The following is a 13338-nucleotide window of genomic DNA, read 5'->3' as shown; positions in this document are numbered from 1 at the left end:
CCGAAAGATATTAAAATATTCCTAAACATATCCGACAACTTGGAGGAAACCATGAGGGAAAGTACAAAAAGGGCGATCAGCCTCTTGATTGCCCCGTTGGTGCTTTTAGGGATGATGGTCACTGCCATAGTGGCTCCTCAAAGCGCTAGCGCACAAGGGCAGGTAAGAATCGAGATTCTACCGGAGCTTTTCATAAACCAGCAAACGGAAGCCTTGTTCGACTCGCCTCAGCAAGCTATTGGGGCAAAACGTATGCTTAGCGTTTATGGTGGAGCGCCACCGACTAAGGTTCTAGAGACCTGGAAGAATATCGCTTTCCAGGTTTACGACGGCGACGGGAACCTGGTTGAGACGACCAAGGGAACCGTCGGGGATCCTGATCGATGGAGCGGAGCAAAGTATCTAGGCCCATACCCGCAGGGCAAGACCTACACCGTAAAGGTTGACAACTCGACTGTCCCAGAGGGCTACCATTCCTGGTTCACTGCTGAAACATCGGGTTACCCGGGTGGCGCGACCGACATGATGACGGTAGGCTCCGACAACTATTCGGCCACCAACCCGAAGGAAAACGTAAACCCCATAGCTGAAACGCGTTTTCACCTTGACATAGTCAGCATCGCCTACGCAAAGAACGCGGACGTGGCCAAGGATCTTTTCGTGGTTGAAAACGACAACGTCACTGGGATAAACACCAAGTACACCGAAGGCAATGACTACATCATAAAGGCAATCGGTAAAGATGGAACACGCCCTGAGCCGACTCAGTCGGAAGTGGCGAATCTTACCGATGAGGGCTACATGCCGGCGAACTTCTACTTCATGTACAAAGATAGGAAGTTTTCGCTTCAGAACATCCGCGCAAACGAAGGCGAATTTTCATACCTCAGGAACTGGGAAGGAAACGATGGGGTTAACACTTTTGAAAAGTTCAAGTCTTCCAGCGTTTTCGTCACCACTTTGAACCAACGTGTTCCAGAGGTTAAATTCTACAAGGCCGCTAACGAGGGTGCTGAGCCAGAGGTGCTGGCATCGATGCAGGTTTATTACGGACGCTCGGCAGCGCAAAACTGCCTGAGCGATGGTACAACCTGCCTGCCAAAGGAGCTTCCTGCCGCACCGGCCAAAGCGGGGTACGCGTTTAAGGAATGGAATACCAAGGCTGATGGCTCTGGCGATGTCTTCGATGCCGACACGGTGGTTAAGGGAGATCTGGCGGTATACCCGATTTATGTTGTCAATACTCCACCCGTGCTTGAGGTGAAGGACGCGACGATTACCGCCGGCGAACAGCTGGATCTACACTCACTGATAACCAAGGCAGCTGATGAGCAGGACGGAGCAAACCTAGCCGATAAAGTCGTCATAGAGCAAGGAAATTTCGATAGCTCTAAGGCAGGGGTTTACGAGGTTAAGTTCACGCTTACCGACTCTAACGGGGAAAGCGTAACCGTGATCGCAAAGATTACGGTTAAGGAGGCGGCGCAGACAACGCCAACGAATACGACAGAACCGACTGAGCAGAAAAAGACCACCGTCAAGAAGAGCAAATCCACCTTGCCGGTGACCGGTTCTGCTGTAGCCGGGTTGTTGGGGGTCGCGCTTGTCTGTGGACTTGCCGGTGTCATTATCTCAAGGCGGGCGAAAAGAAACAGGTAGCCAAGATATATCCGCTTGAGATCAACTAAATATGGGGTTGGACGCTTCGTTCTGCGACGTCCAGCCCCATATTTGTCTTAGACAATCTTCGGGTTCTTTTTACAATCGGGGTTTAAGAATATTGGCCACTAACCCAAGAGTTCTAGAGAAATAGTCGCTAACTCGGGCAAATACGATTGGATAAGCGCGCGAATCTATGGCTGTATATACATAACAAAACAACAAGCCAGAAGAAACCGAGTTGAACAGCGAACTAGCCACCTTGGGGGCTGCCGCTCAAGTCAAGAAATATATCAGGGGCCGTGGCCAGCCATGGTTTACGGTGGCACCATTATTGCTTCCAGCCGCATCTGTAACAACCAGCGCGGTGCCTACGATCATTTTGCGACGATCTTCAGCATCCTCGCTTGCGGTGGAGATGACGCCCGCACCCCAGTCACGCTCGTCACCGAGTCGGATGTGGCCTTCACCGATCAGGGGTATGCTTTCGCCAGGGCCATCGGTATGGTCGCCGTCCGCAACTAACACAGGCATCGCCCGAACAATTTCAAATAAATGAGACGCAACCAGGTGTGGTTGTGCTACTGGTTATGGGGCCACTATCGCAGTAGCCATTTGTATGCCCACAAGAAAGGAAGCGTTGCTGTAAGTCAAGAAGCTTGCGTCTATGATGCCGATCAGGTTCATGGCCACAGGCTCCACCTACAACAAGCGCAAAAGCTGACTACGCGGTCGCCTTATTGTTAGCGTGTGGGGATGGTGAGCAGGCCACCGGCCTTGTCGAAACACGTAAAAATCTTAAGCTCCCAGAAGCGCATCATCTACAAACCCACCAACAGCTTCTATCAAGTACTGTCGGCTGAGGCGTATTCGAAGCATGGCTTCAACATTTCCGGTGTCGTGTTCGACGACTTGCACACCCAACCCAACCGGGCGCTCTTCGACGTGATGAATAAAGACAGTGGGGATGCTCGCACCCAGCCGCTGTACTTCTTCATCACAACAGCTGGAACCAAGACTCATTCGATTTGCTACGAGCAACACCAAAAAGCCCGAGACATCCTTGCGGGCAAAAAGATCGACCCTACCTTTTATCCAGTCATATATGGGGCGGCGCAAGATGATGATTGGACCGATGAAGCCGTGTGGCATAAAGCCAACCCATCCTTGGACGGGACGGTGCCAATCCAGAAAGTTAGGGACGCTTGTCATAGTGCCAAGCAGAACCCAGTTGAGGAAAACACCTTCAGACAGTTGCGTTTGAACCAGTGGGTGAAACAGTCTGTGCGGTGGATGTCTATGAATACCTGGAACAAAAACGATGGCCCAGTCCACTTGGATGAGTTAGAAGGCCGTGTTTGTGGCGGCGGGCTCGACCTGGCATCCACCACCGATATCACTGCTTTCGTTCTCGTATTCCCACCTTACGGGGACGATGAGAAGTACCGGATCGCGCCCTGGTTTTGGATACTCGAAGACAACCTGAAACTGAGGGTCGTCCGCGATCACGTCCCCTACGACCTGTGGAACAGTCAAGGATTCCTTGAAACGACTGAGGGTAACGTGGTGCACTACGGGTATATCGAGAAGTTCATTGAGGATCTTGGCACCCGGTTTAATATCCGAGAGATCGCTTTCGACCGCTGAGGTGCGGTCCAAATGAGCCAAACCTTGAGGATGCTGGTTTCACGGTGGTGCCGTTTGGTCAAGGCTTCAAAGACATGTCCCCACCGTCCAAAGAACTGATGAAGCTGGCGTTGGAAGGCAAGCTCGCCCATGGCGGGCACCCGGTGCTGGCCTGGATGGTCGATAACATTCACGTGCGCACCGACCCAGCTGGCAACATTAAGCCAGATAAGCAAAAGTCCACGGACAAAATTGACGGCATCGTCGCCACCATCATGACCTTAAATCGGGCAATAAGATGCGGCAACACCCCAGAGGCGAGCTCAGTTTATGATTCGCGGGGACTGCTGGTGCTATGAGGTGGCCAGGGAAGGATGCAGTTAACACGGGTGGCATAGCGGGTGTATTCGTCACCGAATTTGTTTTCTAGCCAGCGCTCTTCGGTGTGTTTCATCAAGACGCTCAGGCCTACCCAATAAATCACTGGTAAGGCTAGCAGCCACCAGTTTGCTTGCATGAGCAAGAGACCACAGTTCAACAGCAAAAAGGCTGCGTAAACGGGGTGGCGCACCCATGCATAAATCCCACTGGTCATTAGCTTGCCGGTCTTGACACTTTGGACCATGTGAGAGCCAAAGACCGCCGCACACCACACAACTACTGCCTCTACAATCACGAGCAGGCCTGCTGCAATCATGAGTATTCGTATCCACGCGTTAGTGACAGCGCCGTTTGATGCGCGACCTAAATAGCTGAGAACGCTCGCCGTGACCGTAAGCGCGAAAATACCCGATACATAGATAGGCCCTACCCCTAGCACAGGAAGATGCGAAGTGCCGGCCGTGTTCATAGAGCTATTTTCGCATATCCAGGAAGGAACTTATATGGGCCTAAAAAACTGGTTACGCGGCAGACCGAAACCAGTCGAGAATCACCAGCTGTCCACCAGCTACAGCTTCTTGTTTGGGCCGACAATGTCGGGTGGGTGGGCGGGTGGTGACGGAGCGCTCCGCGATGCAATTGACCGCAGTGTATTCGTGTGTGCGGATCTTGGCTGAGACGATAGCTGGGCTACCCCTGCACGTATACCGTTACAAGGACGGTGGTGGCAAGGAAAAAGCCTTCGACCACCCCTTATACCGGCTGTTGCATGATGAACCTAACCCCGAGGTGACCAGCTTCGTGTTCCGAGAAACGCTCATAACGCACCTGTTGTTGTGGGGGAACGCGTTTGCTCAGGTGGTGCGTAACGGGCTCGGCGAAGTGATCGGACTGTATCCGCTGCAACCGAATCGGATGAGCGTAGGCCGTGACCTGGACTCTAAGCAGCTGTATTACGAGTATCAAACCAGCTGGGACGAACCCACAGGAGAGTACAAGACGATCCGGCTTACCCCTAACGATGTGCTTCATGTTCCAGGTCTTGGTTTTGATGGGTTGGTTGGTTATTCCCCGATTGCGATGGCGAAAAACGCTATCGGGCTCGCGCAGGCTACCGAAGATTACGGTGCTTCATTTTTTGCTAATGGGGTGGCTCCGGGCGAGGTGTTAGAGCATCCAGACACGATCAAGGATCCTTCTCGGGTTCGTGAGTCCTGGCAGGCCACGTTCGGGGGGGGCACTCGTAACGGCAACAAAGTTGCGGTGCTTGAGGAGGGAATGAAATACACGCCGATCTCGGTAAGCCCGGAGCAGGCACAGTTTTTAGAAACACGGAAGTTTCAGGTGGGCGAAATCGCCCGAATATTTCGTATCCCGCCCCACATGATCGGCGACCTCGAAAAATCCTCGTTTTCCAATATTGAACAGCAGTCTTTAGAGTTCGTGAAATACACGCTTGACCCGTGGGTAATCCGCTGGGAACAAGCCTTGACCAAGACGCTGCTCGCCGCGCGTGAGAAGCCGAGCGTGTTCGTGAAGTTCAATGTCGAGGGGCTGCTGCGCGGGGATTACCAGTCGCGTATGGAGGGATACTCGGTAGCTCGCCAAAACGGGTGGATGAGCGCCAACGATATCCGCGAGCTAGAGAATCTCGACCGCATCGATGAGGTCGATGGCGGGGATCTCTACCTGGTTAATGGGAACATGCTTCCGCTTGATATAGCCGGTGCGTACGCTGCCGCAAGGGGAATCGGGCTAGAAGGCGGGTCTGTCGACGAGCTCGAGGAACCGTTTGGAGAGGGCGAGAATCGTGCCGTCATCAACCGCAGAGGAAATGAGACCCTCATCGATGCGCTCGCGGTTACCAAACAGGATAAACCACGCGGTTAGTTCACCAATGCTGGCCTGTAGGATTGTCTCGGTTGGGAAGTCGTCCAAGCCGTCGTAGTACGGTTCCCAATCTCCGTTGAGGTTGTTTTTTAACAGGTCGATGCCATCCCAGATCCCGTCCCAGAGCCAGTCCTCGTAGTTGATCCAACCGAGAGTCGTGACTCCGTCTTTGTTCTTGCTAGGGGGCACCAATCTGTAGCCCTGATTTCCGGCTACGAGTTGGTCATGGAGCTCACGCACTCCATCCCACTGCTGCGCGGGTGTCTTGTTGTAGTTCATTCATAAATCTTCCCACATTCGAAAGGAAAACATATGAAGCGTTTTTGGAACTGGCTAACCCCAAAGACAAGTGGCCCAAATAGTGATGGGGGTGAAAAGGTTTTGCGTATTAACGGGGTTATCGCTGAGGAATCATGGCTAGATGATGACATAACCCCCACGGTTTTTGCCTCCGAGTTAAACGCGGGGTCTGGGCCGGTCACTATCTGGCTGAACTCTCCTGGCGGTGACGTAGTGGCAGCTGCTCGTATCTATAACATGCTGCTGGATTATCCCGGTAAAGTCACGGTGAATATTGACGGGATCGCGGCATCGGCGGCATCTGTGATTGCTATGGCGGCGACCACGGTGGCAATGAGCCCGGTTTCGATGCTCATGATCCATAATCCCGCCACGCTCGCTATGGGTGATAAAACCGAGTTATCGCGCGCTTTGGACATGCTCGAATCTGTCAAAGACTCGATTATCAATCGCCTACCAGTTAAAAACTGGCCTGTCCCGGGCGAAACTTTCCAAGCTCATGGATGCCGAGACATGGATGGACGCAACAGCTGCTATCGACTTGGGGTTCGCAAACGAAATCCTCACCAGTAAACAAGCCCCTACTCCAAACAAAGACGACGAACCCACCAAGACAAATCCCAAGAAGCACGATGATCCTGGTGATGGCGAGGATGAAGAATCGGCGAGCAAGCAAGTACCGGGGCGAGCGAAAAATGAGCGCGGCGTGGTGTTTTCCAGAAAGGTTTCAGAACAACAACTTGTTGCCCAACTAGCTATGAACGGCAAAAGTGCTACCCCTCCCGGGCCGCCACCTCCTGTAAGTGAACATCCTTGTTTAAAGCCCGCTGCCTGTTGTGGTCGGCGGGTTGTTGATTTATACGCCCATTTAACCAACCAACCTCATTAACTAAGAGAGGAAATATTCCATTATGACTACTGTTACTGATTTGTATACCCGGCGTGCCCAAACCTGGAATAAGGCTAAGAAGTTTCTAGATGAGCGGCGCGATAGCGAGACTGGCTGTCTAAACGCCGAAGATGATGCGGCCTACGCCAAAATGGAGGCTGAGATTGAGGCACTTAGCGGCGAGATTGCTCGATGTGAGCGAGCCGAACGCCTAGAAAACACTCTTGCCAAGGTGACCCGGGCACCCATCACCGCCACACCCGGCACTGACCTAGATGAGGATGGCAAGGTCAAGCCTGCCCGTGCTACAGCTTCCTACAAGCGGTCGTTTTGAGATGCGATGCGGCTGAACACCTCACCCATGGAAGTAAGGAATGCGCTAAGCGAGGGGGTGGATTCTGAGGGAGGATACCTAGTACCTGACGAGTTCGAACGCACCGATTGTGCCTTATCTGCGTCAGTATCCGGGAGGATACCTAGTACCTGACGAGTTCGAACGCACCCTAGTGCAGTCTTTAGCCGACCAAAACATCATGCGCACCCTCGCGAAAGTCATCCAAACCACCTCCGGGGATCGTAAAATCCCTGTCGTGTCTACCCATGGCACCGCTACCTGGCTGGATGAAGGCAAACCATACAACGAATCCGATGAAGCCTTCACCCAAATCTCCCTGTCGGCGTTCAAGCTGGGTACCTTCCTGAAAATCAGCGAAGAAGTGCTCAACGATGCAGCATTTAACGTTGAACAATACCTAGCGAGCGAGTTTGCTCGCCGTATTGGAGCTGCTGAAGAAGAAGCCTTCCTGGTTGGCGATGGTAAAGGTAAACCCACCGGCATCTTCAACCCCACCGGCAGCGCAGACCCTGGCGTGACCACCACCAAGCCTACCGACATTAGCGCTGATGAACTCATCGATCTGCACTACAGTTTTCGTGCCCCCTACCGGGCTCGCGCGGTGTGGCTGATGAACGATGCAACAGTAAAGACCATACGCAAGCTCAAGGACGCTAATGGGCAATACCTGTGGCAACCGGCGATAACTGCCGGCACTCCCGACATGATCCTTGGCCGCCCCGTCTGCACCAGTGTTTTTGTCCCCGAGCTGAAAGCAGGAGCACGCACAGTAGCGTTCGGCGACCTCGGTTTTTATTGGATTTCTGACCGGCAAGGCCGCTCCTTCAAACGCCTCAACGAGCTATTTGCAACCACCGGGCAGATCAGGTTCCTCGCCTCCCAACGCCTAGACGGCAAGCTCGTCTTACCCGAAGCGATCAAGGTTCTTACCCAGAAAACCGCGGGGTAAACCATAAAAATAGTTAGGAGGTGGCAGCCATGAAAACAGACGAACTCATGGCCTTAGTCAAGCAGAATCTACTGGTCGACCATAGCGAGGATGATTCTTTGATTGCCTCGTTTGTTTTGGCTGCCATCTCCTACGCTACCGCTTACCAACATCTGCCCGAGGGCTACTACCAAACGGAGCCCATGTCGCAGGCAACCCGGCAAGGCATTATCATGCTCGCCACCCATTTCTACGAATCCAGAGATGGAGCAACCGCCGGGTTTTGGGCAGACAAAACCGATGCTGCCCGCGCCGTGTGGAACGCAGTCAACACCCTGCTTCGCCTGGATCGGGACTGGAAAATCTAAAGAAAGACGCGCCCCATGGCAACGCTAGGAAAAATGAGCGAGCACATCGACCTGATACAGCCAATCGTTAGCAAAGACACTGCCGGGTTCGCCACTACTGGTGACGAGGTTATAGCTTCGGTGCGCGCATATATGGAAGTGCGGCACGCTTCACCGGCTTGGGTCAACCGCGCCGCCTACACCAAAGCAGACCTGTTATTTAGGATCCGAGCAATACCGGGCATAAAAATAACCGAGGCGATGCAAATCAGCTCCGCACGTGGCAGGTACGTTATTGATGCTATTGAACCTATCGGCCGCTATATCGAGATTTTGGCTCACCGCACCGAAGCAGAAGGAGCACCCTGATGGCTCGCGTACAAATCAAGCTTCCCAACGATTTCATTGACGCACTCGACTCAGCCAGCAGCCTCATTGATAACTCCGCTGAGCAAGTGCTTAAAGCCGGGGCTAACATAGTGGAGCCGCGTATGCGCTCTAACCTTTCTGCAGCAATCGGCAGCTCAACGAAACAGCCCTCCCGTTCTACCGGTCAGCTCGCCAAAGCGTTAGGAACCGCGCCAGTAAAAGTCAATAGCCGCGGCGACTACAACGTCAAAGTTGGTTTCGCCGAGAACCGAGACGATGGTAGAGCTAACGCACTAATCGCTAACGTCCTTGAACACGGGCGCTCCAACCAGCCCGCTAGACCCTTCCTAGCCCCCACGCGTTCACAAACCAGGCGAGCCGCAATCACCGCAATGAAACAAACCCTAGCCGTGCGAATTCAGCAGGTGAAACCATGATCGGGCTTTTAGAAAACCTAAGCCACATAGCTAAACAACTTGGGCTCGCCTATGCAGTCAGCTGCTACACCGACTCCCCAGCCCCACACACGTATCTAGTATTCACCCCGTTAACAGATTCTTTCGAGATCTTCGCCGACAACACCCCCGGTATCGAAATAGAAGAAGCCCGAATCAGCCTGTTCACGAAAACCAACTACTTAGCACTAAGAGACCAGATCACGAAAGCTCTAATCAGCGCTCGCCTGGTTATCACAGCCAGGCGCTATATCGGATACGAGGACGATACCGGTTTTCACCACTATTCCATCGATGTTTCGAGTTTTAGAGCCTGTCCTTAAGAGTTTGCAATGATCAGGAAAGTCAAAAATCCGATGAACAAGATCTCCAGGACTAACCCGATGACGTTAATGACTTTTTCGCTCTTTTCAGGCCAGAATCTGGCTAGCAGAGCAAAAACTGCTAAGCCAGTAGCGGCTCCAGCAGTGTTCATTATGACATCGGTGATATCGCTGACCCCAATAGCGAAAACGTACTGAACGACCTCGAATGCCACGCTTGCTAAAAACGGTGGGAGCAATTGAATTAACCATGAGCGCCGTTTCAACAACATCCTCATGTACATGCCAAACGGGATGAAAATAAGGAAGTTGACCGCGATCTCATCAAAGAAGTTCGACCCGTAAAGATTCGCAGAATCTGTAAATGGGATCAGATTTAAGTAGCGCACATGCCGCATGCCCAGTATGTCGTCAACGCTGGTGGCGAATTTGAACAGCACCATCCACAACAACAAGAGCAGATAAATCCCGAACACCGCATAGGTCAAGCATCGCGTTTTCTCTCTCATGCCCCAATTCTATCTCTTTCTATCTCTCGATGACATCTAACGAAAATTACTACCCAAAAGGAGAAACATCATGGCAACTATTGGTTTAGACAAGCTCTACTACGCGAGCATTAGCGAAGATCCCACCAGCGGTGAGGAAACCTATGCCGTTCCTAAACCGCTCGCTAAAGCAATATCTGCAGAATTGTCTGTGGAGTTGGATATTAACCCGACCTTTTCCCACTGCAGTTTCGTTTTTTGTCATGATCGCGTAAGCGCTCAACAAAGTTTTCTGTCTTACCTATATAGCCCCACGTGTTCTCAATAGCTCCAGGGTCATTACCAAGAAGAATATACACACCATTACAAGCGATTGAGCTGAATGACCCCGTGTTTGCATGGGGTTTTTGAGACGTTTGAGTTTGTTTGAATCTCGTAGCGACTAGACATCATAATTCTGCTGAAGTCAACACCGCTTTAGCAGGAATTTTTATGGTTTTTGCTTCTAATCATAAAGAGATTATTTGCGGAACTCGGGATGGTAAAAACTCAGCAAAATTGCCGCAGCTATCAAGACTGTGCAACATGTCATTGGTAGCCACGGAGAGAGCCCGTAAAGTGCAGTGGAGGCTATCGGCGCCACTACATAGGCCGCACCATTGTTAGCATTAATCAACCCGGCCAGCCCACCTTGCTCTTCGGGCTTCATTTGCAAAGTAGGCGCCGTGTTGTAGCCAGGCATCGCCAGGCCTAGACCAAAACCTGTCAAGATGCTGGCCACGATGAACAATCCAAGATTTAGTGGATAAACCAAGAGCAGTAACCCGAGAAGAACAATTATTAATCCTCTTCTAAAGAGCTTTTTAGCACCCCAGTTTAACCTTGGAGCCACCAAGGCCTGCGCCAGTATCATCACCACACCCATTATTGACATGCACAAAGCGGTGAGCCCTGCTGTGGCACCGGCCGCTAGCTTCAAAACATCCTGCAGCAAAAAGCCGAAAAGTGTAGCCACGGTAGAAAAAGCAGTAAACATTAGGAAACCGCAAGCCAGGAACACGAATACTCTTGAATCAAAATAGGAAACTTTTGCCGGTTGAGCGACTTTTTCTTCTCCACCTTTGGGTTTGAATGTTAACAGCAAAACGACAACGCCCAAAAGCATGACCAGAGGCATCACCAGCAAGGGCATCATGAAACCTCCTATAGCTGCAAGGCTGCCACCCAATAAGGCTCCAAGAATAGACGAGAATCCTTGTGCAGCGCCCAATACTCCCACACCTTTTACCCGTTGCGCCTCACTGTAAGTATGAGTCACAACGTAGGTTTGCGCTGCTGGGGATACTGATGCGATGGCACCGCCGTACAACACGCCCCTAGTTATGACTACTCCTAGAATCAACGCTATGCCAGTGAGCAGACCCTTAAATCCTAGCCACACCACCATAGCGAATCCGCCTAGAGCCAGGATTCCGGCAAACATGCCAATAAGCAAAATACGCCGAGATCCCCATCGCAATGAGACCCGTCCCCACCTGGTAGAGGTAAGAGAGAACATGATGGCAGCTAACGAAATAGTGGCGCCAATGTGCCATTCCTTCAACCCGATTTCGCGCGATAACGGAGCCAGAATTGGATTAAGGATCATCTGCCCCATATATGCCAGCAACACCGTCAAAAACAGGGGAAACAGTCCCGTTATTTTTGATTCGACTTTCTCGTTTCGTTCATTAGTGGCACACATTAAAACATCCTTTCCAAAGTGAGCTGCCAATCAAGCTGAAACAATACTAGAACAACGTTCTAGTATTGTCGAGGTTGAGGGTATGCTGTTTTCGTGGGAAATAAAGACAAGCGGGTAAACACGGGTAGACGCGCCTGGCTGACGCAGGAAAAGATCATGTACGCCGCAATGGAACTGACCCGAGAGTGCGGTCTAGAAAAATGGTCGATTCGCGACCTTGCGCAGCGTCTAGGAGTAGTTCCCTCTGTCATCTACCACCATTACCAGAACCGTGACGCCATTACCGCTTCTGTAATCGGCGAAATCACTAGCACCATCGAGCTACCGGACGAGCAGCTGGAATGGAAAGATTGGTTCATCTCCCTAGCAGGAAATGTCAGGCCCATCTTTCTTGAATTCCCCGGAATCACCGACAAACTGATGTATGGACATATGGACGCCGCGTTGCTACCAATCTTGGAGGTGGCTTACGAAAAACTACGGGACGCTGGTTTTAGCCAGTACATTCACATCGCATACTCAATTATCATCAACACGATGCTGTGGAGCATTACTGCTCGCAACTTGCGCAGCCCAACCAAGCAGGAACAGCGCCACGACCTAGACCAAATGATTACCCGGCTTCAGCCCCTAGCTGCCTGCTCCACAACGCTGGCTGACATCCTCCAGGGCTACTTAATTCCGCTAGCCAACCCGAAAAACGAAGACCGCATGAGCCAGGAATACTTTGAAATCATCATAGAAGTCGTACTCGCCGGTTTAGAGATAGCGATCTTACCTCGCGAAAAACGCCTAACGAACCTGTGAACAAGAAAACTCATCAATACGCACAAGATATTGCCCAAAATCGCAAGGCATCCAGCTAAGAGCAGAACCTTTTCAGCCTCTCCCTCTATTTCCTGCGATTTTCCATTGAATACAAGAAAAACGTTGGTTGTCGCTATTGATACGAGATAACGGTGTGTGCGAGTACGCGTTAACCGCGTAAAACCTGCTGGAAGGCAGGATCTAGAGAATCCGTGTGCTGCTCGCGAGCATTCTCGCGGTAGTAGTGACAGGGGCGTTCAGGCGTCTTCCGCCTGAGCTACGGCACCATTTGTACCCGCCAGGAGCGCTGGAAGCCGTGGCGTCAAAATGTATGGGTCGCCGTCAAAAGGTATCGAGGAGGGTGTTCGCTCTCCTTCTTCCCGTGTCGTTTCTCCCGCAGGTAGTTCTTGTATTCCTCCCGGACACGATCGAAATCCTCGTCGGTTTGGTTCTTGAGGAAACTCAAGGCATCACCCGACCAGACCCAGGAAGGATTGTGTTTTCCTCGCCAGGCATACTTCGTGTCTTCGCGGAGTCCGTGCCGCCAAGCCATACACGTGAAATCATGCATCGTGAGCTTCCTGCCATGCTTCCGGACCTCATTCGCCCGCTCCACCAATTCCCCTGCTGAAAACAGGTGAGTGTCATTGGGATCGACTTTGCGCTGGACGATTGTTGCTGGCGCGCCTTGGTTAATGGCAACCTCAAGATCGGCGCGGCTGATCTTCTTGCCTGATTGCAGGTTGATCTCCTGAACGATTGCGATCCGCCCCATGT

Annotated in this window: 15 protein-coding genes and 3 pseudogenes; 12 read left to right on the top strand and 6 right to left on the bottom strand. The window is 51.9% G+C overall.

Features of this window, described 5'->3' with window-relative positions:
- Nucleotides 1–51 precede the first annotated feature (51 nt).
- The 3 genes and pseudogenes from QP109_RS04510 to QP109_RS04500 all read left to right on the top strand — a co-directional run.
- Complete coding sequence (locus QP109_RS04510; protein ID WP_285023568.1) at nt 52–1659, top strand: InlB B-repeat-containing protein; 1608 nt, start codon at nt 52–54, stop codon at nt 1657–1659.
- Between the two features lie 312 nt (nt 1660–1971).
- On the top strand, nt 1972–2184 hold the full coding sequence (locus QP109_RS09320) for an Nmad4 family putative nucleotide modification protein (protein WP_285043563.1): 213 nt from the start codon (nt 1972–1974) through the stop codon (nt 2182–2184).
- Nucleotides 2185–2415: 231 nt separating this feature from the next.
- Nucleotides 2416–3644: pseudogene (locus QP109_RS04500) on the top strand (terminase large subunit); the annotation flags it as partial.
- On the opposite strand, the gene QP109_RS04490 reads toward QP109_RS04500, so the two are convergent.
- Complete coding sequence (locus tag QP109_RS04490) at nt 3614–4135, bottom strand: methyltransferase family protein (RefSeq protein WP_285023564.1); 522 nt, start codon at nt 4133–4135, stop codon at nt 3614–3616. The pseudogene QP109_RS04500 and the gene QP109_RS04490 overlap by 31 nt on opposite strands.
- Nucleotides 4136–4299: 164 nt before the next feature.
- Between QP109_RS04490 and QP109_RS04485 the strand changes: the two are divergent.
- Nucleotides 4300–5268 (top strand): annotated as a pseudogene (locus QP109_RS04485) (phage portal protein); the annotation flags it as partial.
- Nucleotides 5269–5421: 153 nt separating this feature from the next.
- Here the strand turns inward: QP109_RS04485 and QP109_RS09315 are convergent.
- A complete protein-coding gene (locus tag QP109_RS09315) occupies nt 5422–5835 on the bottom strand; it encodes a DUF6508 domain-containing protein (RefSeq protein ID WP_350224208.1) in 414 nt (137 codons plus the stop codon).
- 33 nt (nt 5836–5868) lie between these two features.
- On the opposite strand from QP109_RS09315, the gene QP109_RS09405 reads away from it, so the two are divergent.
- The 7 genes and pseudogenes from QP109_RS09405 (at nt 5869) to QP109_RS04450 (ending at nt 9522) form a co-directional block, all read left to right on the top strand.
- Complete coding sequence (locus QP109_RS09405; RefSeq protein WP_502929276.1) at nt 5869–6429, top strand: head maturation protease, ClpP-related; 561 nt, start codon at nt 5869–5871, stop codon at nt 6427–6429.
- Nucleotides 6356–6745 carry a hypothetical protein gene (locus tag QP109_RS09400; protein ID WP_502929275.1) on the top strand — a complete coding sequence of 130 codons (390 nt, stop codon included), beginning with the start codon at nt 6356–6358 and terminating at the stop codon, nt 6743–6745. The genes QP109_RS09405 and QP109_RS09400 overlap by 74 nt, the downstream gene beginning before the upstream one ends.
- A gap of 22 nt (nt 6746–6767) precedes the next feature.
- Nucleotides 6768–8049 (top strand): annotated as a pseudogene (locus tag QP109_RS09310) (phage major capsid protein).
- A 29-nt stretch (nt 8050–8078) separates the two neighbouring features.
- Nucleotides 8079–8396 (top strand): head-tail connector protein, encoded by a 318-nt coding sequence (locus tag QP109_RS04465; protein ID WP_048707971.1) that lies wholly within the window; start codon nt 8079–8081, stop codon nt 8394–8396.
- Between the two features lie 15 nt (nt 8397–8411).
- The gene (locus QP109_RS04460) at nt 8412–8744 is read left to right on the top strand and encodes a phage head completion protein (RefSeq protein ID WP_285023561.1); all 333 of its coding nucleotides are present in this window, start codon (nt 8412–8414) and stop codon (nt 8742–8744) included.
- Complete coding sequence (locus tag QP109_RS04455) at nt 8744–9181, top strand: HK97-gp10 family putative phage morphogenesis protein (protein ID WP_285023560.1); 438 nt, start codon at nt 8744–8746, stop codon at nt 9179–9181. Before QP109_RS04460 ends, QP109_RS04455 begins: the two co-directional genes overlap by 1 nt.
- Nucleotides 9178–9522, top strand: coding sequence for a hypothetical protein (locus QP109_RS04450; protein ID WP_285023559.1), 345 nt, complete (start codon nt 9178–9180; stop codon nt 9520–9522). Before QP109_RS04455 ends, QP109_RS04450 begins: the two co-directional genes overlap by 4 nt.
- Here the strand turns inward: QP109_RS04450 and QP109_RS04445 are convergent.
- The 3 genes from QP109_RS04445 to QP109_RS04435 form a co-directional block, all read right to left on the bottom strand.
- The gene (locus QP109_RS04445; RefSeq protein ID WP_285023557.1) at nt 9519–10031 is read right to left on the bottom strand and encodes a VanZ family protein; all 513 of its coding nucleotides are present in this window, start codon (nt 10029–10031) and stop codon (nt 9519–9521) included. The genes QP109_RS04450 and QP109_RS04445 overlap by 4 nt on opposite strands.
- A gap of 203 nt (nt 10032–10234) precedes the next feature.
- The gene (locus QP109_RS09305; RefSeq protein ID WP_350224207.1) at nt 10235–10369 is read right to left on the bottom strand and encodes a GIY-YIG nuclease family protein; all 135 of its coding nucleotides are present in this window, start codon (nt 10367–10369) and stop codon (nt 10235–10237) included.
- 161 nt (nt 10370–10530) lie between these two features.
- A complete protein-coding gene (locus QP109_RS04435) occupies nt 10531–11754 on the bottom strand; it encodes an MFS transporter (RefSeq protein WP_350224212.1) in 1224 nt (407 codons plus the stop codon).
- Between the two features lie 93 nt (nt 11755–11847).
- On the opposite strand from QP109_RS04435, the gene QP109_RS04430 reads away from it, so the two are divergent.
- A complete protein-coding gene (locus tag QP109_RS04430) occupies nt 11848–12561 on the top strand; it encodes a TetR/AcrR family transcriptional regulator (RefSeq protein WP_285023553.1) in 714 nt (237 codons plus the stop codon).
- Between the two features lie 322 nt (nt 12562–12883).
- Here QP109_RS04430 and QP109_RS09300 read toward each other — a convergent pair whose 3' ends face one another.
- A complete protein-coding gene (locus tag QP109_RS09300) occupies nt 12884–13336 on the bottom strand; it encodes a hypothetical protein (protein WP_350224211.1) in 453 nt (150 codons plus the stop codon).
- Nucleotides 13337–13338 lie beyond the last annotated feature (2 nt).

Source organism: Pauljensenia sp. UMB9872, from assembly GCF_030212665.1.
Lineage (GTDB): Bacteria > Actinomycetota > Actinomycetes > Actinomycetales > Actinomycetaceae > Pauljensenia > Pauljensenia turicensis_B.
Note: the sequence above shows the minus strand (reverse complement) of the source record. Positions and strands in the feature narration are given on the sequence as shown.

Coding starts and splice junctions, on each gene's coding strand:
- QP109_RS04435 (WP_350224212.1), bottom strand. CDS start 11,754: ATGTGTGCCACTAATGAACGAAACGAGAAAGTCGAATCAAAAATAACG.
- QP109_RS04465 (WP_048707971.1), top strand. CDS start 8,079: ATGAAAACAGACGAACTCATGGCCTTAGTCAAGCAGAATCTACTGGTC.
- QP109_RS09300 (WP_350224211.1), bottom strand. CDS start 13,336: ATGGGGCGGATCGCAATCGTTCAGGAGATCAACCTGCAATCAGGCAAG.
- QP109_RS09400 (WP_502929275.1), top strand. CDS start 6,356: ATGGATGCCGAGACATGGATGGACGCAACAGCTGCTATCGACTTGGGG.
- QP109_RS04450 (WP_285023559.1), top strand. CDS start 9,178: ATGATCGGGCTTTTAGAAAACCTAAGCCACATAGCTAAACAACTTGGG.
- QP109_RS04510 (WP_285023568.1), top strand. CDS start 52: ATGAGGGAAAGTACAAAAAGGGCGATCAGCCTCTTGATTGCCCCGTTG.
- QP109_RS04445 (WP_285023557.1), bottom strand. CDS start 10,031: ATGAGAGAGAAAACGCGATGCTTGACCTATGCGGTGTTCGGGATTTAT.
- QP109_RS09315 (WP_350224208.1), bottom strand. CDS start 5,835: ATGAACTACAACAAGACACCCGCGCAGCAGTGGGATGGAGTGCGTGAG.
- QP109_RS04460 (WP_285023561.1), top strand. CDS start 8,412: ATGGCAACGCTAGGAAAAATGAGCGAGCACATCGACCTGATACAGCCA.
- QP109_RS09405 (WP_502929276.1), top strand. CDS start 5,869: ATGAAGCGTTTTTGGAACTGGCTAACCCCAAAGACAAGTGGCCCAAAT.
- QP109_RS04455 (WP_285023560.1), top strand. CDS start 8,744: ATGGCTCGCGTACAAATCAAGCTTCCCAACGATTTCATTGACGCACTC.
- QP109_RS09320 (WP_285043563.1), top strand. CDS start 1,972: ATGGTTTACGGTGGCACCATTATTGCTTCCAGCCGCATCTGTAACAAC.
- QP109_RS04490 (WP_285023564.1), bottom strand. CDS start 4,135: ATGAACACGGCCGGCACTTCGCATCTTCCTGTGCTAGGGGTAGGGCCT.